Raw genomic sequence first — 22,710 nt, 5'->3', positions numbered from 1 at the left:
AGAAGATATTTATGGGGGAGCTTATGTCTAAAAAATTAGTAAAGCCTATTTTAAATGGTATTTTATTTCTCGGCGTCTTTTTATTTGCTCATACATACTTAAAAAATGTTTCCTTCACACGTTACTTACTTGTCGTTATACCAATGTTACTCGTCGGTATTTTTGGCATCGATCTTATTTCATCGCTTTTAATAAAAAAAGAAGAATAACGAGCGAACATCTTATTTCGATAAGATGTTCTTTTCATTTCATAATCACCTTATGTTACAATAAACTTCGGCATAACGTAAGAAAGGATGAAACAACATGACAAACGAAAAAGGTTTAGATAAAGGATACGAACTTGTTGCGAAAATGCATGAAGTATTCGGACATCCTGTGACAAATACCCCAACAAAATTAACAGAAGAGCGTGCAAAAATCCGTGCAAGTTTTATGCAGGAAGAACTAGAAGAATTTCTAGAGGCAACGACTGTTGAAGATCAATATGATGCACTGATTGACCTTATTTACTTTGCATTCGGAACGTTTGCAGAAATGGGTGTACGTCCAGATAAAGGATTCGAAATTGTAAACAACGCCAACATGGCAAAACTATTCCCTGATGGGAAGCCTCGATTCCGTGAAGGCGACGGTAAGATTCTAAAGCCAGAAGGCTGGCAAGCACCGGAACCACAACTTCGTGCTGAAATTGAACGTCAGCGTCAAGAAGCTGAAAAAAACTGCTAGGATTTCCTAGCAGTTTTTTATTATGGCTTTTTTTCTGCCAATCATTAATGACCCACGTGCCCTGCGTGTCCTGCTGCTCCACTAATACTAGCTGCTCCTGCTGCTGCCCCTGCTGCTCCTGCTCCAATTCCACCTGTCCAAGGAGAAGATTGTTGTTGTTGTTGATATTGCTGATATTGCTGGTGCTGTTGGTGCTGTTGACCTTGATGACCTTGATGACCTTGGTGACCTTGGTGATGGTGGTGATGTCCATGGTGACCATGTTGGCCTTGGTGAGTTTGATAAAGAACAGCTTGCGGATGAATGTGGTGGTGACCGTGGTGATGTACTTGTTGCCCCTGATGACCATGTTGACCTTGATGATGGTGATGACCATGATGACTGTGTTGACCTTGATGGTGGTGATGTCCATGATGGCCGTGTTGACCTTGATGGTGGTGATGTCCATGATGGCCGTGTTGACCTTGATGGTGGTGATGTCCATGATGGCCATGTTGACCTTGATGATGGTGATGATGACCATGGTAGCCGTGAACTACTTGCGGATATCCACCTACTCCTCCTGCTACAACACCTACTCCTGGTACCGGAAATCCTGTCTGCACTCCTCCAACGAAAGAAGGAAATGTAGTTGGTGCTCCTACTGGAATCCCTGTTTGCACGCCAGCTACTGATGTCGGAAAGCTCCCTGTTACTGTAGGAATTCCAGCCCCTGATGTTGAAAAGCCTCCCATTGATGTAGGCATTCCAGTTTGCATGCCAGGTACCGATGTTGGAAATCCTCCTGCTGCTCCACCCATCCAGCTCGGAATTCCACCGTATCCTTGTTGGCCAGCTCCTCCCATTAACATCATTTGTTCATAACTACCCGATCCACCTCCGAAGAAGCCATGTGGTGCATTATTGTCCATCCCTTTCATTCCTTTCACCTCTTCTACTCAATTTAGCCTACCTTTTTTATCATATTTCCTATAGAAAAATAGGTGTTTGTCTGCACTAGAATTCCGCTCCTTTTTCTTCATTCATGATAAAATTAATTAACTGAATATTTTTTCCAGGAGGTATTTCTATTGAAAAACGTAATAAAGGCTTCTATCAATGACTTAGATGCAATCTTACATATAGATATTGATGTAATAGGAAACGATAGTAGACGAGATTATATTAAGGAGACTATTAATGAAGGTAGATGCATCATTGTAAAAGAAGATAATTCTATTTCCGGTTTTCTAACATACGATACAAACTTCTTTAGTTGTACTTTCCTCTCATTAATCATTGTTTCGCCAACTAAAAGAAGGCGAGGCTATGCAAGCTCGTTAATCTCATATATGTTAAGTCATTCTCCTACTCGAAAAATATTTTCTTCAACGAACGAATCGAATGACAGTATGCAGAAAGTATTTAACGCGAATGGTTTTATACGTAGCGGAATAGTTGAAAACTTAGATGAAGGTGACCCTGAGATTATTTTCTACACAAAAAAGCTCAGAGCCTAAATGCTCTGAGCTTTTATTTAGCGTTAATTAGTTTGCAACAACGTTAACAAGTTTTCCAGGAACAACAATTACTTTACGAACTGTTTTCCCTTCAATTTGGTCTTGAATTGCTTCAAGTGCAAGTTGTTCCATTTCTTCTTTTGATGCGTCTTTACTCATTGTTAGTTTTGCGCGAACTTTACCCATAACTTGAACAACAATTTCAACTTCATCTTCTACAAGTTTAGACTCATCAAATGTTGGCCAGCTTGCATATGTGATTGTTTCATTGTATCCAAGTTTGCTCCATAGCTCTTCCCCGATATGAGGTGCAACTGGTGCAATCATTTTTACGAAACCTTCTACATATTCTCTTGGAAGTGTTTCAGCTTTGTATGCATCGTTGATGAATACCATCATTTGAGAAATCGCTGTGTTGAAGCGAAGCTCTGCATAGTCTTCTGTTACTTTCTTCACTGTTTGATGGTAAGCTTTTTCAAGCTCTTTATTTGGTGCGTCAGTAATTTTCTCACTTAATTCACCGTTATCTTGAACGAATAGACGCCATACGCGGTCTAGGAAACGACGAGCTCCGTCAAGACCATTTTCAGACCAAGCAATTGAAGCATCTAATGGTCCCATGAACATTTCGTATAGACGAAGTGTATCTGCACCGTGGCTTGCTACGATATCATCAGGATTTACAACGTTACCTTTTGATTTACTCATTTTCTCGTTGTTTTCACCTAGAATCATACCTTGGTTGAATAATTGTTGGAATGGCTCTTTCGTTGGAACTACACCGATATCGTATAATACTTTATGCCAGAAACGAGCATATAGTAAGTGAAGTACGGCATGTTCTGCACCACCGATATAAATATCAACTGGAAGCCATTGTTTTACTTTTTCAGGATCTACAAGTGCTTCGCTATTGTTTGGATCGATGTAACGTAGGTAGTACCAACAGCTACCAGCCCATTGCGGCATTGTGTTCGTTTCACGACGACCTTTTTTACCAGTCTCAGGATCAACAACATTTACCCACTCGTCAATGTTAGCAAGTGGTGATTCACCTGTACCTGAAGGACGGATGTTTTCTGTTTTCGGAAGAACTAATGGTAATTCCTCTTCTTTCACAGCTGTCATTGTACCATCTTCCCAGTGAATTACTGGAATTGGCTCACCCCAGTAACGTTGACGGCTGAATAACCAGTCACGTAGACGGTACGTTACTTTTTGATTTCCTGCGCTCGTTACTTCAAGCCATTCAATCATTTTTGCGATTGCTTCTTCTTTATTTAAACCATCAAGGAATGCTGAGTTTACGTGCGCACCATCACCTGTGTACACTTCTTTCGTAATATCTCCGCCTTTTACAACTTCCTTCATTGGAAGATTAAATACTGATGCGAATTCATAATCACGCTCATCGTGAGCTGGAACTGCCATTACAGCACCTGTTCCGTAAGTTGCAAGAACATAGTCAGCGATCCAGATTGGTAATTTCTCACCGTTTACTGGGTTAACTGCGTAAGCACCAGTGAATACACCAGTTTTCTCTTTCGCAAGTTCTGTACGCTCTAGGTCACTCTTCATTTTTACAGCGTTAATGTAAGCTTCTACCGCTTCTTTTTGTTCTGCTGTTGTAATTTCTGCAACAAGTGCATGTTCTGGAGCTAGTACACAGTATGTTGCACCAAATAATGTATCAGGGCGCGTTGTGAAAACTGTGAATTTCTCGTCTGTACCATCGATGTTGAAGTGTACTTCTGCACCTTCAGAACGACCGATCCAGTTACGTTGCATATCTTTTAAGCTTTCAGGCCAATCAAGCTCATCTAGATCTTCTAATAGACGATCTCCGTAAGCTGTAATTTTTAACATCCACTGTCTCATCGGACGACGCTCAACTGGATGTCCACCACGCTCACTCTTACCGTCAATGATTTCTTCGTTTGCAAGTACTGTACCAAGTGCTGGGCACCAGTTTACAGGTACTTCATCAACGTAAGCTAAGCCTTTTTCAAATAGTTTTAGGAAAATCCATTGTGTCCACTTATAGTAGTTTGGGTCTGTTGTATTTACTTCACGGTCCCAATCGTAAGAGAAACCTAATGATTTAATTTGATTACGGAATGTATTAATATTATGCTCTGTAAATTCAGCTGGGCTGTTTCCAGTATCAAGTGCATATTGCTCTGCTGGAAGACCAAATGCATCCCATCCCATTGGATGAAGAACGTTATATCCTTGCATACGCTTCATACGAGATAAAATATCTGTCGCTGTATAACCTTCTGGATGTCCTACGTGTAAGCCTGCACCTGATGGATATGGGAACATATCTAGTGCATAAAATTTTGGTTTTTCTGTCTCATCTGGCGTACGGAATGTTTTATTCTCTTCCCAGTACCCTTGCCACTTCTTCTCAATTTCTTGATGATTAAAGCTCATGAGATACCCTCCTTGAAATTCTATTTATTTTCACCGCCCAAAATACAAAAAACCTCTCATCCCTAGAAAGGGACGAGAGGTTATAGATTCCCGCGGTACCACCCTAAATTAATGTACAAATATACATTCGCTTAGATCCGTAACGTGGATTAACGGCAATTGCTACTATTAGTTTCACAACTGCAACTCAAAGGCGAGTTCATAACGAAACGTGGATTGACTTGCACCGACCGTCAACTCTCTAAACCAGCTTCTATTACTACTACTCCTTCTCACTGTTATTACACATATAAGTTAAGTGAACTATCCTTCACCTAGTATCTCTTAAGAGCTTACTTAAAGCGAGGACTTCTCGGTTAATCGTTACTCTTAATAACTAACGAATTCATCTTAAGACAGCCGAGCTATCTCCCTTGTTCTAAAGGTTGTTTTATTTAAATATATTCTAAAACATGTTACATGTTCCGTCAAACTAAACTGCAATTTTTTCTTCAACTGTTTCTTCTACTTTTACTCGTTTATCATAAATGCTCGTTGCTATAAGCGCTACTACAAGCATTACCATGATTGCTATAAACAATACTTCCATATTGTATAAATCCACAATTGCTCCGCCAACGACCGGCCCGAACATTTTCCCTACAGTCGCCGCACTATTTACAACCCCTTGATAAAACCCTAATTTATCTTTTGGTGCAAGTATATTTGCAATCGTTGGAACCGCAGGCCATACAAATAACTCACCTATTGTTAATGTTACCATCGCAACGAGGAACATCGTAAATTGCTGCGCTTGGCTTAACACAATGAATGACGCCGCAAAAATGAAAATCCCAATCATAATTTGCTGTTTTAAAGAACGCTTCATCCAACGAATTAGCATACTAACAAGTGGCTGCGCACAAACAATCATCGCTCCGTTTATCGTCCATAATAAACTATAGTGACGAAGGCTAATATTCAATTCTTGCATATGTGTTGCAATCGCTCCTTGCCACTGTACGTATGTAACCCAGCATAAAGCATATGCTACACACACGATAAGAAGTGCTTTAAATCCAGGTGTAAGTGACCACCCTTTTTTCGTTTCGACTTCTTTTTGCACTCCTGGCTCTTTCTTGTCTTCCATACCGCGGAATCCAATAAAAGCAATTAAGAAGAAAACAAAGTATAAAATAAAGTTCGCTAAGAAAATATAATCAAAACGATACGATGCAACTAATCCACCACATGCTGTTCCGATCGCAATACCAACATTTTGTCCAACGTACATCGCATTAAATGCCCGTCTTCCGCCTTCTGGCCAAACCGTACCAACCATCGCATACATCGATGGGAAGACCATTCCAGAACCGAAGCCGATTAACGCTAGCCACACAACATATAACGGCCAACCGTGGAAGAACACAAGACCTAAAATCGATACAAGTGTAATCACAATCCCTACTAAAGTTGATTTATAACCGCCCCATTTATCAAATAAAACACCGCCGAGCAAGTTTCCGATTACACCAGTAAGCGAATTGATCATTAATACCATTCCGGCCACAGATAAAGATTTTCCTAGGTGATCATGCAAATAAATTGTATTAAAAGGCCATAAAAAAGAAGCACCCGTGACATTAATAATCATCCCAGCTACTAATAGCCATACTTTCCTTGGCATAGTTTCCCCTCCTATTCTATTTTTTTCGTTCATATATATAACAGTAAAATTGTAGTCGTTTTTAAATAGGAAGGCAACTGATTAATAGTTGATGAAATTCAGATAATGGTTTTGCGATAAATGAAATTATACTGATTGCTTCTTGGATTATATCAGCGATTATTAAAATATATCGACTTACCGACAAAAAATGACAACAGTAACAATATATAAAGAGGCTGCATGAAGTTCATGCAGCCTCTTTATACTATCCAACTTCCTTTTCTCGCTTCGCACGTTCTTTAGCACTCCATTTAAAAACCTTATCTAGTAGCGAGTATATTCTCCCAGACTCTTTCGTTAATAATGGTCCTAACGATGCCAATATTAAAACATATAAAGCAGAGAATGGTTTAATCGCTGCCATTAAGCCGCCCGCAATTCCAATATTCGCAACGATAATAGAAAATTCTCCGCGTGATACAAGTGTTAAACCGATATTCGTAGAAGCCTTATGCGATAACCCAGCTTTACGCCCCGCAACCATTCCAGCAGTAAAATTACCGATAAGAGTAATGAAAACTGCTCCTAATGCCAACCACACTGCTCCTCCAAGTGAAAATGGGTCTATACTTAAACCGAAGCTGAAAAAGAATATAGCTCCAAAGAAATCACGAAACGGAACAACGAGCTGTTCAATTCGATCACTATGCTCTGTTTCAGAAAAGACAAGTCCTAGTAATAATGCTCCAATCGCCTCCGCGACATGAATCGTTTCTGAAAATCCTGCTACAAAGAACAAAATAGCGAATATTACGATAATAAAAATTTCATTGGACGAAATATCTAACATTTTATTTAAAAATCGTGTAGCTTTTCTAGCAACTACAAAGAATAGTAGCATATAACCTACTGCGATTAAAATAGATGTAAGAGCACCTACAAATGACGTTGCCCCTCCGAGTACTAATCCTGAAACGACTGATAAATATACCGCTAAAAAGATATCATCAAACATAATGATTCCTAAAATTAGCTCCGTCTCTTTATTACCAGATCTTCTTAAATCAACAATTACTTTCGCAACAATTGCACTCGATGAAATTGTTATGATTCCAGCAATAATTAATGTTTCTAATAAGGGGAAACCCATTATATATCCGTAAAGTAAACCTAATATAAAATTAAGCGATATATGAACAGTTCCCCCAAAGGCAATTGATTTTCCTGATTTAATTAATTTTTTAATTGAGAATTCTAAGCCTAAATAGAATAAGAGGAATATAACGCCAACACGGCCGAGGAAGGAAATAACTTCTCCACTTTCAATAAATCTTAAATCGATAAGCCCTAAATCTGGGGCATGAGGCCCCACTAGCATACCGAGTATAATGAGAAACGGAATAATCGAGAACTTTAACTTTGCAGCGAGAATAGCTGCAAAAGCGACTAATACTAACGCAGTTCCAACTTCAAAGATTAAAGTATCCATCGATTATGAATCCCCTCCTACTGAAAGCAACTCATTAATAATTCTTTTTACTTCATGTCGTTCGCCTGATAATACGAGCATATCGCCAGCTTCAATAATAGAATCTGGGCCTGGATTAAAGAACTTCTTCATATTCTTTTTCAAAATGGCAATAATCGTTACGTTATATGTGTTTCGGACATGTAAACTACCAATTGTTTTTTGTACGACTGGTGCATTATTTTCCACCTTAAACCACTCAATTGATAATCCTTCAAAAGCCATTTCAATCGTATCTAAAGCTTGTGGTCTATATACCATTCCCCCCAATATAGCTGCAATTTGTCTCGCTTCGGAATCACGAAGAGAGACGCTTGAAATACTCTCCTCATGATCAGCATCAAAATGGTACATTTCTCTTCGGCCATCATCATGAATAACGATAACCATCTTTTCATTACCTTTTGTAATCACTTCAAACTTACATCCAATACCCGGCAGTTCACTCTCTCTAATATTCATATTTTCCGCCTCCTAATTTTTTAGTTACGGCTTTTATAAATCGACATCAATCTCCGTTTTAAAGGTCTCATCCTTTGAGATACCTAAATACTTTAGCGTCTCTGATGGAGTCGCGTGATGAAAATGTTTTTGCAATAGCGCAATCGCTATCCCTCTTTTGTACGCATGAAATCCGAATGTTTTTCGCATTGAATTCGTTCCGATCTTACCAACAACTCCAACTGCTTCTGCTGCATTATGAATTACACGATACGCTTGTTGGCGCGTAATTGCATTTGGCGTTTTATTAGATTGAAATACGTAATTTTCTCTTTTAACACCAATAGATTGTACGTAATCTAAAAGCGCTTCTTTTACTTTTGTATTTAAATAAATATCTTGTTTAAATTTTTCATCTTTCACAGGAAGAGTATAAAACTCTTTAACAGTCCCGTCTTCATTTAATACATCTTCAAATTTCATGCTAAGTAGTTCTGTAATTTTTAATCCTGTGTTAATTCCAATAACAAATAAAAGATAATCTCGCTGGGAGTGCTCTTTTAAATATTTTTTCATAGCCTCAATTTGGCTTATATCTTTTAATGCCTCTACAACTTCCATACATGTATTCTCCTCATCTTATGAACGGTAATTTTCTCATTATGTTGTCCATTTTACCTTATCATGCTATGAGATTTCCATGTGTTATCCATTATTTTCACAATATACTTAGGTGGTTCTGAAAACTTTCAATGTGGGAACTTACGATTGTATAAATACGTTGCGGTAAAAAAATGTGGGGATAAAAGTTCAGCTTCTTTCTACAGATTGGATTCCTCCTTTCCTTATACAGCTACTTCTACTTTTATATTACGTTACTTACTTACATTATATTATATATTTCAGTAACATAAAAGTGTTTTTTCTGAAAATAATAAAAACCGAGCGTTTTTGCTCGGTTTTTATTATTAATCTTCTTTCGGAAGAACAATTCCTTTATACAATTGAACTGTAATGAAGTAATAAATCGCATAAATAACTACGAAAATTACGATTGGTACCCAAATACGGAAGTACGGATCGACTAAAATAAATCCGAAAATATTCATACCAACTAATACGTGAGCGATACCCACAATTGCTGGGAATAAGAATACTAAGAATAACTCTTTATAAATTGATTTTGTTAATAATTCACGGCGCACACCGATTTTGCGAAGCATTTGATAGCGCGTAATATCTTTTGATGCACCAGAAAGAATTTTAAACATTAAACAACTTGCCATCATTGCTAAGAACGCAATTCCAAGGAAGAATCCCATAAACACTGTTCCGCTTGCAACGCCGTAAAACCCATTGTAAGTTTGATATTTACTATCCATTTGTTCAGCTTTTACATTTTTATATTTAACTAGCTGCAACTCGTCAAGTTTTTTCCACTCTTTTGTATATGTTAAGAAGTCATCTGTTTTTCCGATAAATGCTATACCTTCTTTACCATTTATCCCATCGTACATTTTTTGATCTACAATTTTAATTGCATGATCTCTGTATATATAATACGGATGAATTGTACTAAAAGCATCTATCCATTCTGCTGAAAGTTCTTTAGCGTTCGCATCTTTTTCATTCATTTCTCTAGAAACTGCACCTGCTTGTAGTTCCTCTGAAACGTTCTTCGTATTCACTAAATCTTTCATTGACTCCATATTTGCCATATCTCTTACTAAAGGACGATTCTTTTCTAAATCTTCTTTTACATAGTAAACGTATTTATCATCTACTTTGTAACGATATTCACTTTTCTCTTTAAATGTAATACCATCTAATATTTTCTTTTCTTCAGCTGTTGGATTATGAACTACTGAATCATAGATTACTAAACCATCAACCATTTTTATAACATTATTTTTAAATGCCATACCACCTGAAATTGCACCAGCTCCAAGCGCTACTAACATCGCTACTGTCGCAAGTACTTTCGTTAAACTATTAATACGAAAATTTAACTGTGCAAATGTAAAAGCATTAAGTCCTTTTTCACTACGCTTTTTATTACTTTTTAACTTTTTAATAATAACCGGAAGAAGTGATCCAAATAGCATGTAAGTACCAGCTGTTGTTGTAACTAATGCAATAAGGATTCCCATCTCTCTTAGTTTTTCCATGTAAATCATTGATGCATATCCAATGCCTAATAAAATAACCGCAAGGAATGCAACTAAACCTGTCATTTTTCCTTTTACTGCAACACGCTCTGTTTGTGCGTCTGCATGTACAAGTTGCAGTACAGAAATACGTGATAATTTAATACTATTCATAATTGCTGATAATACAAATAATGCAAAGAAGAAAATACAAGTAACAGTCATAGATGGTAAATAAAATGCTTTATAGCCTTCACCAGTAAATTCAAGCTGTTTCATTAATAACTGTCCGATACCTTCTGCAAGCCCTATACCAACTGTAATACCAATCGCAAGAGACGCAGCACCTAATACAATGGTTTCAATAAACATAAGTAATGTAACTTTATGTTTTTTTGCTCCTAACATCATATACATACCAAATTCTTTTTGACGAAGAGATAATAAGAATGAGTTTGCATATAAAATGTAGAAGAACGTTATAATTGCTAATAAAAATGATCCCGCTTGGAATACGAATCCAATAGATTTAATCATTGAATTAGATTCAAGAAACGCCTTATTAAGTGCTAACGTTTGAAACATGTAAAAAATTGAAATCGACATGACAAGACCGACAAGTAAGACGATATAATCCTTCAGCTTACTTTTGAGCCCTGACATGGAAAGTTTAAATAACATACTGGAACCTCCTTTCTTACGCTTTTTGTGTACCTAAGTCTGCAAGTACATCTAAAATTTCTTTGTAGAACTCTTCACGCTTACCACCGCGATGAATTTCTTTATATAACTCACCATCTTGAATGAATAAAATACGCTGACAGTAACTTGCACTGTACGGATCATGTGTAACCATCATAATAGATACGCCTTGATCTTTATTTAAGTTTGTCATCGCATCAAGTAAACTCGTTGCATTTTTAGAATCAAGCGCTCCTGTTGGCTCGTCCCCTAAAATAATTGCCGGCTCATGCACTAAAGCACGCGCTGCTGCCGAACGTTGCTTTTGCCCACCAGATACTTCAGATGGGTACTTTTGAAGTATTTCTGTAATCCCTAACATATCCGCTACTTTCTCGACTTTTGGTCCAATGTTACGTGATGCAACACCTTGAAGAGAGAGTGGAAGTGCAATGTTTTCATAAATAGATAAGTTCTCTAATAAGTTAAAGTCTTGGAAGATGAACCCTAACTTTTGTGAACGGAAATCAGAAAGCTCACCTTGTTTCATTTTCGTAATATCCGTACCCGCAATTTCAACAACGCCGCCCGTTGCTTTATCTAACGTTGAAATTACATTTAATAATGTCGTTTTACCAGAACCAGATGGTCCCATAATTCCAACAAACTCACCCTCTTGAATTGAGAATGTCACACCTTTTAACGCGTGTGATTGGTTCTCACCTTTTTTACCGTACACTTTTTGAACGTTTTTCACATCTACAACTGGTTTCGTCATATATATCCTCCTACGCTTGTTTTTCCATTACCTATTTTGCGCCTTTTGGAAGTGAACTGCTATTTGTTAACATTACAATTACCTTACACTTTTGTAAGATAGAAAATGGATGCGTGTAAGGTTGGCTTTTCATACTAGTTCACATTTCGACATAGTAAATCGGTAAATGAAATTACATCGGCGATTGTTAAAATATATCAGCGGTTCTTACACTTTTATCAGCGATTTTTCAAATATATCGGCGATTCTTACACTTTTATCAGCGATTACCAAAATATATCGACTTATCGACAAAAGATGACAATAAAAATAGGCTGTTCCGCGAAAGGAACAGCCCACTGATTAAAGTTTCACTTTATTTCTTTAAAGGTGTTACCGTCCAGTACGTAATAACACGCCAAACCCATTCTAATGGACCCATTTTAAAGATTTTCATCCAAATTACACTAAATACAATTTGAATTGCATAAATTGCGATACATACATATAGCGTCTGCATGTATGTTAAGTTACCTGCAAAGTTAAATACACTACCAGCAATTAAAATCATTGCCGTTTGTCCGATATAATTTGTTAAAGCCATACGACCGTAGTATTTCAATGGTGCTAATAATGTTTGAACTGGTTTTAACTGAAGTAATAAAATTAATGCTCCTACATAGAAAGCTGAAATAATTGGTCCAACAGTAATACCAATTTTTAGAAACTGGCTTGCAGCATCCATTGTTCCATCTTCATTCATCAATATCATATTTACAAATGGGCCAGCAGGCACGTGTCCATATTGATACCATACAGCTGCCACACTTAAAACAAACATAATGCCTGTAAAAATAGCGACTTGCTTTATGTTTTTTGAAAGATTTTCAAATACACGATATTGTCCTGCAGCAAGACCTAATAAAATTAAACCAAGTGGTAATAGTTCTTTAACACCCATTACACTAAAGGCTATTGTCAAAATAAGACCAATTACTAAGTTCGCTTGTTTTTTCGCTTTATAAAACGGTAAAACGATTAATCCGCAAATTGCATATAACGTTAACGCTTCTCCAGGCTGAAACATGTAATGAATCAAACCAAAAATAAATAATGCAACTACGCGGCGGAAAAATAGAACATATCCATTTTTCCCTTTCGCAATCGCTCTTGTAATGAAGATATAGAATCCCACTCCAAATAAGAATGAGAAAATCGAGAAGAAACGACCTTCTACAAATAAGTATAGAAACCTTTGATAGCTAGCATCTACTGTATTAGGATCTGGAGTTTTAATATTAAGTAGTGCTAAAATATTTACTAAAATAATCCCCAGTAATGCGAAGCCACGAATGTAATCTAACTCATCAATTCGTTTGTTTGTAATATTGTTCCCCATAAAGCAGCTCCTTGTCCAAAATTTAATCCTCCCTTACTCTACTGGAAAAGGACAATTACAACTATCGGCAAACCTTACAGAAATCTTACACTATTGTCATATAGCAAAACAAAACCAGGTCATATTGCGACCTGGTTTACTCTGATTGCTTTGATTTTTGAGGTTGTCCTTTTTTACTGTTACGCTGTTTCACTTGAACAATCGGATCAAGTTCATTCGAAAATTCAGCGTTATGTCCATTTTGTGTTTTTTGTTCTGGGTTATTTTGATCTGAACGTTTCGCCATTACATTCACTCCTTATTAGTGCGGTGTAATAATCATTTGATGTTGCAATTGGCGAATTGCCATACGCGCTCTATTTAATTGCTCACGTTGCTCATCATTCGCATGTTGTTGCATCGTTTGTAAATCGTTATATGCTTGTTCTAATTGCAACTGCGCATCCGAATACTCCATCGTATTATAATGCTCTTGTCTCATGCCTTGTTCTAATTGTTCTTTCGCATATTCCACCGCTTGTTCCGCTTGTGTAATATACGATTCAAGTGATTGACGCTCTGCCATAATTGTCCCTCCTTGCTTCAATTCCCCTTTAGTGTGTCCCTTCCTTATGAACCTTATGAGTATGTTATAATGGATTTTGTGTTATTTTGACTCGGCTTAGGAGGGAAAGTAATGAAGGTTCAAAACCCTTTTCCATATACAAACGACAATAAACGTTATCATACATGGAATTACCATTTACGAAATGAATTTGGTGAAAAAATCTTTAAAGTTTCATTAGATGCTGGCTTCGATTGTCCGAACCGTGACGGTACAGTTGCTTATGGCGGTTGTACATTTTGCAGTGCTGCTGGATCTGGTGACTTCGCTGGCGATCGCCGCGATGATGTTATAACGCAATATCATGAAATGAAAGAAAAAATGCGCTCAAAGTGGAAAGACGGAAAATGTATCGCTTATTTCCAAGCGTACACAAATACACATGCACCACTTGAAGTGTTAAAAGAAAAATTCGAACCGCTTCTAGCAGAAAAAGACGTTGTCGGTCTTTCTATCGCAACTCGTCCAGATTGTTTACCGGACGATGTTGTTGAATATTTAGCGGACTTAAATAAACGCACGTACCTTTGGGTTGAACTCGGACTACAGACCGTTCATGAACGTACTGCAAACCTTATTAATCGCGCTCATGATTATCCTTCTTACGTTGAAGGTGTAAATAAATTACGTAAGCATGGCATTCGGGTTTGCTCTCATATTATTAACGGTCTTCCTCTTGAAGATTACGACATGATGATGGAAACAGCTCGTGAAGTAGCGAAACTTGACGTACAAGGAATTAAAATCCACTTACTTCATTTATTAAAAGGAACGCCAATGGTGAAGCAATATGAAAAAGGACAACTCGAATTCCTTTCTCTTGAGGATTATGTAAGCCTCGTTGTTGACCAACTTGAAATTATTCCAGAAGACGTAATTGTGCACCGCATCACAGGTGACGGTCCGCCTGATTTAATGATTGGCCCAATGTGGAGCTTAAATAAATGGGAAGTTTTAAATTCCATCGATGCAGAATTTGTACGCCGCGGAAGCTGGCAAGGAAAATATGCAAATGAGGAGAAACAACAATGAAATTAGAACGTGTATTACCGTTTGCTCGCACGCTGCTGCAAACGGCAGTAAAAGAAGGCGATTACGCTGTAGATGCAACTTTAGGAAACGGCCATGACACTTGCTTCCTAGCTGAAATTGTTGGAGATAACGGAAAAGTATTTGGATTTGATATTCAAAAAGAGGCGATTGAAAGCTCAACAACTCGTCTAAAAGAAAAAAAACTTTTCGAACGTACTGTTTTAGTTCACGATAGTCACGATACACTTCTATCCATATTACCAGAAGATGCAAAAGGAAAAGTAACAGGTGCAATTTTCAACTTAGGTTACCTTCCTGGCGGAGACAAACATATCGTCACAAAACCGAACTCAACAATCTCGGCGATCGAGCAATTATTAGAAGTAATGGCGCCTGAAGGTATCATCGTCCTTGTCATTTACCACGGACATCCAGAAGGACAAGTAGAACGCGACGCTGTTCTCAAATTTGCCGAAGAACTAGACCAAAAACAAGCTCACGTACTGCGATATGGCTTTATTAACCAGCAAAATAATCCGCCATTTATTGTGGCGATTGAGAAACGATAAAGTGAAACTTTAATCAGTGGGGGGAATCCCCACTGATTATTAGTTGAACCAATCGGGCATTTATGGGCAGTTTATCTCCCAACTAACTTCTTTGCTCCAGCCGAATTTTAAGGTGGAAGTTTTACTGCCCGTTAATGTGGGGTAATATATCAACGATTTTTCAATTATATCTATCGTAACTCGGGATATATCAACGATTTTTTCGATATATCTATCATAACTTACTATATATCAACGATTTCTCGGATATATCGATTGTTCGACAAAACATAACAAAAAAAGACGTGCACTCATTGCACGTCTTTTTGTTATTCTCCTATATAATGGATGTAAACATTCTTAAAGGAGACGAAACAATGATCGGAATACTAGCAGGAATGGGGCCAAAATCAACTGGACCATTCGTCGATACAGTTGTAGCAGGGTGCCAAACAATATACGGAGCAAAGTATGATATGGACTTTCCTCATATGATGATCTATTCGTGCCCAACACCGTTTTACATGGATCGCCCTATTGATCACGAAGCGATGAAAAAAGCAATTATTGAAGGAGCACAAAAACTTGAAAGTACTGGTGCAAGCTTTATCGCTATGCCGTGCAATACGGCGCATCTTTATTTCGAGGAATTACAGCATTCTCTGTCCATTCCGATTTTAAATATAGTCAATGAGACGTTACAAGCAATTCCTAAAAATACAAAAAGAGTCGCTCTTCTCGCAACAGAAGCGACAGTTCAAGCTGGTATTTATCAAGACGGGATTGCAAAACGGAATATAGAATACATTCATTATGAAAAATGGCAAACGATGATTAATCAAATTATTACGTATATTAAAAGCGGAGAAGTTGAAAAAGCTCGCAAATTATGGAGCGCGCTCGTTGTGCAGTTAAAGGATGAAGTAGATACTGCAATTATCGCATGTACCGATTTGAATGTGGTGGCGAGTGAGGATTTTGTTGATTCTGCTCAATGTCTTGCGAAAGCGGTTGTTAGGATGTACTTATCAAATATAAAGAGATCTTCATAAACATAGAAAACACTCCTTCTAAAATGTGTTTTATGTTTAATAAAAATCCCCAAAACTTTTAACTTTCTTCACAATTCTTTCAAAGTAATCACACTTAATCTCGCTATATTAAATAAGTAGTTATTCATATAGGGAAGGTTAGGGGAACTGAAAGTATGAAACAAAATCGTTCGCTTCATTACATTTTTTGGCGTTGGCATTTTTATGCTGGACTTTTTATTACGCCACTTCTTATTACGTTGTCACTGAGCGGAATTGGGTATTTATTTCGGGAGGAAGTTGAAGATTTCATCTATAAAGATTTATATTTTGGGAAGAGTGCTCAAACAGAATCTATTTCGATGTCTGATTCTATTTCCTTAACAGAGAAAAAATATCCACATTATAGCGTGGCGAAAATTAGTGAGTTTAATGGGGATTATAATACGAGACTTACGATTGCAAATGAGTATACTGGACAACAAAAATATGTGTATTTAGATAGTAATAATCAAATTGTTGGAGATCAAAATGCAAGTGAAACGTTTGCCAATATCATGAGGGAATTACATAGTTCTCTTTTAGTTGGCGGCACTATCGTTAACTATACTGTGGAGCTTGCGGCATGCTGGACAATCTTTTTAATCATAACCGGATTGTACATGAGTATACGCCAATTCAAAAACACACCAGCATCCAATAAGCGAGAAAAAGCAAAACGACGTCATTCTATTATCGGTATTATATTTACAATTCCACTCGTTCTGCTAGTCGCATCTGGATTGCCATGGTCAGGATTTATGGGGAACCAAATTTATAAAATTGCATCGTCAAATGAATCACTCGGATATCCAAAATTGTACATGGCACCGCCTGAATCAAAAGTAAAAGAATTGCCGTGGGCAACAAGAAAAGAAGCTCCTCCTGAATCGAATTCAAATGAACCGAAAGCAATTTCTGTCCATGAATTACAAAAAGGAATTGAAATAAAGAAGCCATATGTTATTTCACTACCAGCTGATCCAAAAGGTGTATTCACTGTTTCGAAATCGAGCGGTTCTGGTATTACAGGTATGCATGTTGCACCAAATGAAGAGATAACAGCTTACTTTGACCAATATAGCGGGGAACTCATTTCCAAAACGGACTATCGTGATTATGGATTACTTGCACAATGGTTCACTTACGGTATCCCACTTCATGAAGGACATTTATTCGGATGGCCAAATAAAATATTATGCTTACTAACGACATTATCTCTACTACTTCTCATTTATTACGGAATAAAAATGTGGTTAGCAAGGAAGCCGAAAGGAAAATTAGCAGCACCACCAAAGCAAAGAGATAAGAAAAGCATAATCGTTTTCTTTATCATGATGGTTATACTAGGCGCTGTCATGCCTTTATTCGGGCTATCTGTTTTAGTGATTTTTGCGATTGAACTTCTTATATATGTATTTTCAAAAATACGATCATAATAAAAAAGCATTTGTACTCTCATGTACAAATGCTTTTTTATTTACTATTTTCTTTTTTTCTACAACTTATTAAAAAGAAAATATCTACTATAATAATCAATGCAATGATAACTTGGGCTACATAATCCATCGTTGTAGGACCACCCGCTTTATTCATCATCATATACGTTCCTGTTACAAATGAAATGGAAAGTAGCAGAAGTAATGTTACTTCAATATTGCCATATAGCTTTTGAAACAATCGCTTCATTTCAATCACCACCTTTACCATATTATAACAAATAAAACCACTCTACATGAGTGGTTTTATTCATCACTGCGCTGTTTTTTTTCGGTACATCTTCCCGTTCCAATAGAAGAATCGTGAAGTGAGGCCTCCGTACTTTACAATGCGCCGTGCCATTTTGTGCATATTCTTTTGTGCTGATACTTTTTGATCTGATAAATAAATACCAAGTAACCCTCGGCTTATGAGACGATGAAACTTCGCATGAGGCAAATCACCAATGCTCTTCTCCGCTTCTTCTACAAAGTGTTTCATCCGATCTAATATCGCTTGCTCGTTTTCGTAATAACTACAGAAATTCAAATCTCCGCCTATACGGTCTTCTTCTTGATCAATGAAATAATCAAGTAAGATATGAAGTCCTTGTACGTAAGGGAAGTACCCTTGTCTAATTTTCGCAATATCTTCATCATGTAACTCATCATGAAAGGCATATGCGACAAGACAGAAGATTCCAAGTGTAGAACCGGCACATGCTGAAAATTCAAACCAACTCATCTCTGGTAAGTTTTCTTTATGCGCTTCAAACCACTTTTGTAATCGTGGTTCTCTTTCTTCTAATTTTACATGTTTATGAATTTGTAAATCACAATAATAACAAGCAAGTTCATGAAGAACAGGAGCAATTTTGTCATAGTGCTTCGTTTTCTTTAAAACATCTTGGCATGTTTCAACAAGTTCATCTAAATAACCACCATCATCTTGATCATCACGATAACGATAATAATTACCGCCACCTTCTACTTCAGGTGATAATGCCATTAACATCGATTCATGCAGTGCGGCAAAATCATTTGGATCAAGTGATGTACTGCGATCACATAAATTATCTAAATAGTCGCTGATCGTTTGATACGCTACGATAAAACGAATACATTCCTCTCGGTGTTCATTTGCTAGCAGCGATAAAATGCCACCACCCTCACAATGAAACGTTTTATGCTCAATACTTGCGATTGCCTGACTATGAAGCTCATCATTCGGAATATGGTAGGCACGCTCTTTCCACATCGCTAGCTCATGGTGTACAACCGGAAACACATCACGGTATACTTTCGCCATGAGCGTTATGGGATTACTCGGTACGTTCACTTCTTCCTTCATCTCCTCTATTAAATGTACAAATAATGATTTATTTGTTTGTTTTTACTATATTATTGACATGTATTTCAGTAAATGACTGAATATAATTCAAAATTTCATCACGCTCATACTCATTTAATAACTCGTGATAACAATTCGGCCACTCTTTATATGCCTTATCACCTATTTTAACATTATCAAACCACATGCGGACACGTGTTTTATCTACAAGTTTATCCTCACATGCTTGCATTAGCAAGAGCGGAACGTCTGGAAAATCGTCTATTTTTTTATGAGCAATTTCGATAGACTTAATCAATTCACTATACCAACGTACTGATACTTTGCGCAAGAACAATGAATCATTCTCCATTGCATCTCTCACTTCATGATTCCTTGTTGACATTTCCACCGTAAGATTCGTTGCAAATTGCAATTTTGGAGCCACAACATTTAATATTTTTGAAGCAAATTGAAGCGGAGCAGAGGGTCCAGTCACTACCCCTAAACAAGGCGAACTCAAAATAATACCCTCTACATCTTCTCTCTTCGTTTCTTGCATCATACGAATGACGATAAGACCACCCATACTATGACCGAATAGAAAAATAGGTAACCTATACTTTCTTGCTTCTTTCACCCATAATTTAACTTCCTCTATGTATTCATCAAATGAATCAATATGTCCTCTATTTCTTGAAGTTGTTCCATGTGATGGAAGATCCCCCATCACGACGTGGTAGCCGATGTGATTCCACATTTCCGCAACGGCTTCGTAACGTCCGTGATATTCCATTGCGCCGTGCACAATAACAATGACAGCTTTCGCTTCCTCTGCTTCATAATTCCACATACGGACCTCCTCCATTTCACTCTTTCTCATAATTTGATACACTAAAACTAGTCTCTAGGAAAGGAAGACTTTACATGATATATCCTTACAAAGAAAAAAATCCGAAAATTGCGAGTAGTGCTTTTATCGCTGACTATGTTACGATTACAGGCGATGTTTCCGTTGGAGAGGAATCAAGTATTTGGTTTAATACGGTCATCCGTGGTGATGTGTCACCAACAATCATTGGAGACCGAGTAAATGTACAAGACCAATGTACCCTCCACCAAAGCCCTCAGTATCCTCTTATTTTAGAAGATGATGTTACAGTTGGGCATCAAGTTATTTTACATAGTTGTCATATTAAAAAAGATGCTTTAATTGGAATGGGATCCATTATATTAGATGGTGCTGAAATTGGCGAAGGAGCTTTTATCGGCGCTGGAAGCCTCGTTTCACAAGGAAAGAAAATCCCACCAAACACGTTAGCTTTCGGTCGTCCCGCGAAAGTCATTCGTGAATTAACAGCAGAAGACCGTAAAGATATGGAGCGTATTCGCACGCAATACGTTGAAAAAGGTCAATATTATAAATCATTACAGAAGTAAATTTCCGCTGCCATACGATTGGCAGCTTTTTTTATATAAAATCTAACTTTTTCTTTACAAAACATTATTACTCCCTCAACAAAATCTTATTAAAATAAAAGCTAATATCTCCATATATATGTAAACGAGGGAGGAGAATTTTCATGAAGGTCAGTGGATTATATAAAATAGAATGTTACATTTTCAAAGGAATTAATCGCTACTTTGATCAAAAAACATTAAATATCTTTTTCAGCAATATTACTCATATCGGTGGCGCGACTTTCTCCATCGCACTCACACTTTTCTTTTTGATTTTCGCAAAGGGAACTTTGCATCAAGCTGCAATTGCAACTGCTATTTCTTTAGCAATTAGCCATATTCCTGTACAAATATTAAAAAGATGGTATCCACGAAAACGTCCTTATTTAACAATTCAGGATGCAAAATATCCAGTCCATCCATTAAAAGACCACTCTTTCCCGTCTGGTCATACAACAGCCGTTTTCTCTGTCTTCATTCCATTTATTTGCTATAATCCAAGCTTACTTGCTTTCCTATTACCGTTAGCATTATGCGTTGGTATTTCACGTATTTATTTAGGACTTCACTATCCGTCAGATGTATTCGTCGGTATGTGCCTTGGCACTTGCTCTGGCATCATCTCTTTTTATCAATTCATCCCACTTTTCACATAAAGGAGTGATATGATGAGAGTCGCCATTTTTACCGATACTTTTACGCCACAAGTTAACGGGGTTGCGAAAACGTTAGAGCGATTAACACGATATTTTCAGAAAGAACAGATCGCCTATTCTGTTTTCGCCCCTCAGCATACAGCTGAAGATAATTTTGTAGCGAATGTGAATAAGATGAGAAGTATCCCGTTAACAATATTATATCCAGAATGTCGTTTTTCTTTTCCTACTCCGCGCATTAAACGGGAACTACTTTCCTTTAAACCTGACATTATTCACATTGCCACACCTTTCAACATGGGACTTTGTGGATTGTATTATGCAAAAAAGTTAAACATCCCAGTTGTCGGTTCTTATCATACTGATTTCGATGCCTATTTACGTTATTACAAAATCGAATTCCTCTCCAATATGCTGTGGAACTATTTAAAATGGTTTCATAGTCATATGCAAAAAAATTTTGTACCCTCTCCTGAAACATTACATCAATTAAAACATAAAGGCTTTCAGGCCCTCTCTATTTGGGGACGTGGTGTAGATTGCAATCTCTTTCATCCATCTTACAATACAGACCTATTCCGAAAAAAATATAATATTACAGCGAAGTACGTCCTTTCCTATGTTGGACGGATTGCTCCTGAGAAAGATATTGATACGTTGCAAAATCTTATCGTTAAATCAGCACATACTCGAAGCGACATTCATTGGCTTATAGCAGGAGACGGTCCTCTAGCAACAAGTTTACGTGAAGCTGTTCCGAAAACAAATATCACTTTTACTGGCTATTTACAAAGTGCAGATTTAGCTGAAGCATATGCTTGTTCTAACATAATGGTATTTCCATCAGCTACTGAAACATTCGGAAATGTCGTACTTGAATCACTCGCATGCGGTACACCTGTTATTGGTGCAAATAGTGGAGGGGTTAAAAATATTATTACAGATGGAAAAACGGGAGTTCTTTGTCCGCCTAAAAATGAAGATGCATTTCTATCATCCATTTATTTTTTATTACAAAATGAAGAAAAACTTGAGCAGATGGGAATAGCAGCTTCATCTTTTGCGAAATCAAAGAGCTGGGATGAGATCTTTCGTGGCTTGCTTAACCAATATGAAGAAGTCCTTCAGCATAACGCATCAGAGTTGCTTGCTTAAATAGAAAAACTCCCTTCAAAAAAACGAAGGGAGTTTATTACATGGTCATAAATTTTAGTTTAATAAATGATACATAAGGTTAAGCATTGTTTTATTTCTATATTAATTATA

The 22,710-nt window shown here is 37.2% G+C and carries 24 protein-coding genes and 1 other annotated feature; of the genes, 10 read left to right on the top strand and 14 right to left on the bottom strand.

Annotated features, from left to right (window positions below):
- Window positions 1-23: 23 nt before the first annotated feature.
- Both MKY38_RS26060 and MKY38_RS26055 read left to right on the top strand, forming a co-directional pair.
- Window positions 24-209 (top strand): hypothetical protein, encoded by a 186-nt coding sequence (locus MKY38_RS26060; RefSeq protein WP_000038781.1) that lies wholly within the window; start codon window positions 24-26, stop codon window positions 207-209.
- A 97-nt stretch (window positions 210-306) separates the two neighbouring features.
- Window positions 307-729: a hypothetical protein gene (locus tag MKY38_RS26055; protein ID WP_000180554.1), complete on the top strand. Its 423-nt coding sequence runs from the start codon at window positions 307-309 to the stop codon at window positions 727-729.
- A gap of 44 nt (window positions 730-773) precedes the next feature.
- Here the strand turns inward: MKY38_RS26055 and MKY38_RS26050 are convergent, their stop codons facing one another.
- Window positions 774-1,649, bottom strand: coding sequence for a hypothetical protein (locus tag MKY38_RS26050; RefSeq protein ID WP_341050184.1), 876 nt, complete (start codon window positions 1,647-1,649; stop codon window positions 774-776).
- Window positions 1,650-1,799: 150 nt separating this feature from the next.
- On the opposite strand from MKY38_RS26050, the gene MKY38_RS26045 reads away from it, so the two are divergent.
- Window positions 1,800-2,228, top strand: coding sequence for a GNAT family N-acetyltransferase (locus MKY38_RS26045; RefSeq protein ID WP_061113791.1), 429 nt, complete (start codon window positions 1,800-1,802; stop codon window positions 2,226-2,228).
- A gap of 27 nt (window positions 2,229-2,255) precedes the next feature.
- Here the strand turns inward: MKY38_RS26045 and leuS are convergent, their stop codons facing one another.
- The 10 genes from leuS to MKY38_RS25995 all read right to left on the bottom strand — a co-directional run bounded on the left by leuS (window position 2,256) and on the right by MKY38_RS25995 (window position 13,830).
- Window positions 2,256-4,664 (bottom strand): leucine--tRNA ligase, encoded by a 2,409-nt coding sequence (gene leuS / locus MKY38_RS26040; RefSeq protein WP_000009466.1) that lies wholly within the window; start codon window positions 4,662-4,664, stop codon window positions 2,256-2,258.
- A gap of 65 nt (window positions 4,665-4,729) precedes the next feature.
- Window positions 4,730-4,949 (bottom strand) — a binding site (T-box leader).
- A gap of 187 nt (window positions 4,950-5,136) precedes the next feature.
- Window positions 5,137-6,330, bottom strand: coding sequence for an MDR family MFS transporter (locus MKY38_RS26035; protein ID WP_001137561.1), 1,194 nt, complete (start codon window positions 6,328-6,330; stop codon window positions 5,137-5,139).
- A 247-nt stretch (window positions 6,331-6,577) separates the two neighbouring features.
- Window positions 6,578-7,801 (bottom strand): cation:proton antiporter, encoded by a 1,224-nt coding sequence (locus MKY38_RS26030; RefSeq protein WP_048558784.1) that lies wholly within the window; start codon window positions 7,799-7,801, stop codon window positions 6,578-6,580.
- Window positions 7,802-7,804: 3 nt separating this feature from the next.
- On the bottom strand, window positions 7,805-8,302 hold the full coding sequence (locus tag MKY38_RS26025) for a cation:proton antiporter regulatory subunit (protein ID WP_001026053.1): 498 nt from the start codon (window positions 8,300-8,302) through the stop codon (window positions 7,805-7,807).
- A gap of 33 nt (window positions 8,303-8,335) precedes the next feature.
- Window positions 8,336-8,902 (bottom strand): tyrosine-type recombinase/integrase, encoded by a 567-nt coding sequence (locus MKY38_RS26020; RefSeq protein ID WP_048558785.1) that lies wholly within the window; start codon window positions 8,900-8,902, stop codon window positions 8,336-8,338.
- A gap of 347 nt (window positions 8,903-9,249) precedes the next feature.
- Window positions 9,250-11,109, bottom strand: coding sequence for an ABC transporter permease (locus MKY38_RS26015; RefSeq protein WP_341050180.1), 1,860 nt, complete (start codon window positions 11,107-11,109; stop codon window positions 9,250-9,252).
- A 16-nt stretch (window positions 11,110-11,125) separates the two neighbouring features.
- Window positions 11,126-11,887, bottom strand: coding sequence for an ABC transporter ATP-binding protein (locus MKY38_RS26010; RefSeq protein WP_065222697.1), 762 nt, complete (start codon window positions 11,885-11,887; stop codon window positions 11,126-11,128).
- 355 nt (window positions 11,888-12,242) lie between these two features.
- On the bottom strand, window positions 12,243-13,265 hold the full coding sequence (locus MKY38_RS26005) for a DUF418 domain-containing protein (RefSeq protein ID WP_000527734.1): 1,023 nt from the start codon (window positions 13,263-13,265) through the stop codon (window positions 12,243-12,245).
- A gap of 136 nt (window positions 13,266-13,401) precedes the next feature.
- Window positions 13,402-13,551, bottom strand: a complete 150-nt coding sequence (locus MKY38_RS26000) for a hypothetical protein (protein WP_001129340.1) — start codon at window positions 13,549-13,551, stop codon at window positions 13,402-13,404.
- 15 nt (window positions 13,552-13,566) lie between these two features.
- The gene (locus MKY38_RS25995; RefSeq protein ID WP_000840871.1) at window positions 13,567-13,830 is read right to left on the bottom strand and encodes a YtzC family protein; all 264 of its coding nucleotides are present in this window, start codon (window positions 13,828-13,830) and stop codon (window positions 13,567-13,569) included.
- Between the two features lie 111 nt (window positions 13,831-13,941).
- Between MKY38_RS25995 and MKY38_RS25990 the strand changes: the two genes are divergently transcribed.
- The 4 genes from MKY38_RS25990 (at window position 13,942) to MKY38_RS25975 (ending at window position 17,958) form a co-directional block, all read left to right on the top strand.
- Window positions 13,942-14,901 (top strand): TIGR01212 family radical SAM protein, encoded by a 960-nt coding sequence (locus MKY38_RS25990; RefSeq protein WP_000868034.1) that lies wholly within the window; start codon window positions 13,942-13,944, stop codon window positions 14,899-14,901.
- Entirely contained in the window at window positions 14,898-15,470 is a 573-nt protein-coding gene (locus MKY38_RS25985; RefSeq protein WP_000764496.1) for a class I SAM-dependent methyltransferase, read from the top strand. The genes MKY38_RS25990 and MKY38_RS25985 overlap by 4 nt, the downstream gene beginning before the upstream one ends.
- A gap of 356 nt (window positions 15,471-15,826) precedes the next feature.
- Window positions 15,827-16,501: an aspartate/glutamate racemase family protein gene (locus tag MKY38_RS25980; RefSeq protein ID WP_114555918.1), complete on the top strand. Its 675-nt coding sequence runs from the start codon at window positions 15,827-15,829 to the stop codon at window positions 16,499-16,501.
- Window positions 16,502-16,656: 155 nt separating this feature from the next.
- Window positions 16,657-17,958 (top strand): PepSY-associated TM helix domain-containing protein, encoded by a 1,302-nt coding sequence (locus tag MKY38_RS25975; RefSeq protein ID WP_065222693.1) that lies wholly within the window; start codon window positions 16,657-16,659, stop codon window positions 17,956-17,958.
- 37 nt (window positions 17,959-17,995) lie between these two features.
- Here MKY38_RS25975 and MKY38_RS25970 read toward each other — a convergent pair whose 3' ends face one another.
- Genes MKY38_RS25970 through MKY38_RS25960 form a run of 3 tightly spaced genes read right to left on the bottom strand, consistent with a single transcriptional unit; the run spans window position 17,996 to window position 20,180 of the window.
- Window positions 17,996-18,229, bottom strand: coding sequence for a hypothetical protein (locus tag MKY38_RS25970; RefSeq protein ID WP_114555919.1), 234 nt, complete (start codon window positions 18,227-18,229; stop codon window positions 17,996-17,998).
- Window positions 18,230-18,271: 42 nt separating this feature from the next.
- Complete coding sequence (locus MKY38_RS25965) at window positions 18,272-19,336, bottom strand: tetraprenyl-beta-curcumene synthase family protein (RefSeq protein WP_065222692.1); 1,065 nt, start codon at window positions 19,334-19,336, stop codon at window positions 18,272-18,274.
- A gap of 40 nt (window positions 19,337-19,376) precedes the next feature.
- Window positions 19,377-20,180, bottom strand: coding sequence for an alpha/beta hydrolase (locus tag MKY38_RS25960; protein WP_025118653.1), 804 nt, complete (start codon window positions 20,178-20,180; stop codon window positions 19,377-19,379).
- A gap of 74 nt (window positions 20,181-20,254) precedes the next feature.
- On the opposite strand from MKY38_RS25960, the gene MKY38_RS25955 reads away from it, so the two are divergent.
- The 3 genes from MKY38_RS25955 (at window position 20,255) to MKY38_RS25945 (ending at window position 22,599) form a co-directional block, all read left to right on the top strand.
- The gene (locus MKY38_RS25955; protein WP_065222691.1) at window positions 20,255-20,767 is read left to right on the top strand and encodes a gamma carbonic anhydrase; all 513 of its coding nucleotides are present in this window, start codon (window positions 20,255-20,257) and stop codon (window positions 20,765-20,767) included.
- Between the two features lie 143 nt (window positions 20,768-20,910).
- A complete protein-coding gene (locus MKY38_RS25950) occupies window positions 20,911-21,444 on the top strand; it encodes a phosphatase PAP2 family protein (RefSeq protein WP_000868582.1) in 534 nt (177 codons plus the stop codon).
- Between the two features lie 12 nt (window positions 21,445-21,456).
- On the top strand, window positions 21,457-22,599 hold the full coding sequence (locus MKY38_RS25945) for a glycosyltransferase family 4 protein (RefSeq protein ID WP_001261646.1): 1,143 nt from the start codon (window positions 21,457-21,459) through the stop codon (window positions 22,597-22,599).
- The last annotated feature ends 111 nt before the right edge of the window (window positions 22,600-22,710 follow it).

The organism is Bacillus sp. FSL R5-0585, from assembly GCF_038004545.1.
GTDB lineage: Bacteria > Bacillota > Bacilli > Bacillales > Bacillaceae_G > Bacillus_A > Bacillus_A cereus.
This window is presented reverse-complemented; position numbering and strand designations above follow the sequence as displayed.

Coding starts and splice junctions, on each gene's coding strand:
- MKY38_RS26060 (WP_000038781.1), top strand. CDS start 24: ATGTCTAAAAAATTAGTAAAGCCTATTTTAAATGGTATTTTATTTCTC.
- MKY38_RS26055 (WP_000180554.1), top strand. CDS start 307: ATGACAAACGAAAAAGGTTTAGATAAAGGATACGAACTTGTTGCGAAA.
- MKY38_RS26050 (WP_341050184.1), bottom strand. CDS start 1,649: ATGAAAGGGATGGACAATAATGCACCACATGGCTTCTTCGGAGGTGGA.
- leuS (WP_000009466.1), bottom strand. CDS start 4,664: ATGAGCTTTAATCATCAAGAAATTGAGAAGAAGTGGCAAGGGTACTGG.
- MKY38_RS26035 (WP_001137561.1), bottom strand. CDS start 6,330: ATGCCAAGGAAAGTATGGCTATTAGTAGCTGGGATGATTATTAATGTC.
- MKY38_RS26030 (WP_048558784.1), bottom strand. CDS start 7,801: ATGGATACTTTAATCTTTGAAGTTGGAACTGCGTTAGTATTAGTCGCT.
- MKY38_RS26025 (WP_001026053.1), bottom strand. CDS start 8,302: ATGAATATTAGAGAGAGTGAACTGCCGGGTATTGGATGTAAGTTTGAA.
- MKY38_RS26020 (WP_048558785.1), bottom strand. CDS start 8,902: ATGGAAGTTGTAGAGGCATTAAAAGATATAAGCCAAATTGAGGCTATG.
- MKY38_RS26015 (WP_341050180.1), bottom strand. CDS start 11,109: ATGTTATTTAAACTTTCCATGTCAGGGCTCAAAAGTAAGCTGAAGGAT.
- MKY38_RS26010 (WP_065222697.1), bottom strand. CDS start 11,887: ATGACGAAACCAGTTGTAGATGTGAAAAACGTTCAAAAAGTGTACGGT.
- MKY38_RS26005 (WP_000527734.1), bottom strand. CDS start 13,265: ATGGGGAACAATATTACAAACAAACGAATTGATGAGTTAGATTACATT.
- MKY38_RS26000 (WP_001129340.1), bottom strand. CDS start 13,551: ATGGCGAAACGTTCAGATCAAAATAACCCAGAACAAAAAACACAAAAT.
- MKY38_RS25995 (WP_000840871.1), bottom strand. CDS start 13,830: ATGGCAGAGCGTCAATCACTTGAATCGTATATTACACAAGCGGAACAA.
- MKY38_RS25990 (WP_000868034.1), top strand. CDS start 13,942: ATGAAGGTTCAAAACCCTTTTCCATATACAAACGACAATAAACGTTAT.
- MKY38_RS25985 (WP_000764496.1), top strand. CDS start 14,898: ATGAAATTAGAACGTGTATTACCGTTTGCTCGCACGCTGCTGCAAACG.
- MKY38_RS25980 (WP_114555918.1), top strand. CDS start 15,827: ATGATCGGAATACTAGCAGGAATGGGGCCAAAATCAACTGGACCATTC.
- MKY38_RS25975 (WP_065222693.1), top strand. CDS start 16,657: ATGAAACAAAATCGTTCGCTTCATTACATTTTTTGGCGTTGGCATTTT.
- MKY38_RS25970 (WP_114555919.1), bottom strand. CDS start 18,229: ATGGTAAAGGTGGTGATTGAAATGAAGCGATTGTTTCAAAAGCTATAT.
- MKY38_RS25960 (WP_025118653.1), bottom strand. CDS start 20,180: ATGTGGAATTATGAAGCAGAGGAAGCGAAAGCTGTCATTGTTATTGTG.
- MKY38_RS25955 (WP_065222691.1), top strand. CDS start 20,255: ATGATATATCCTTACAAAGAAAAAAATCCGAAAATTGCGAGTAGTGCT.
- MKY38_RS25950 (WP_000868582.1), top strand. CDS start 20,911: ATGAAGGTCAGTGGATTATATAAAATAGAATGTTACATTTTCAAAGGA.
- MKY38_RS25945 (WP_001261646.1), top strand. CDS start 21,457: ATGAGAGTCGCCATTTTTACCGATACTTTTACGCCACAAGTTAACGGG.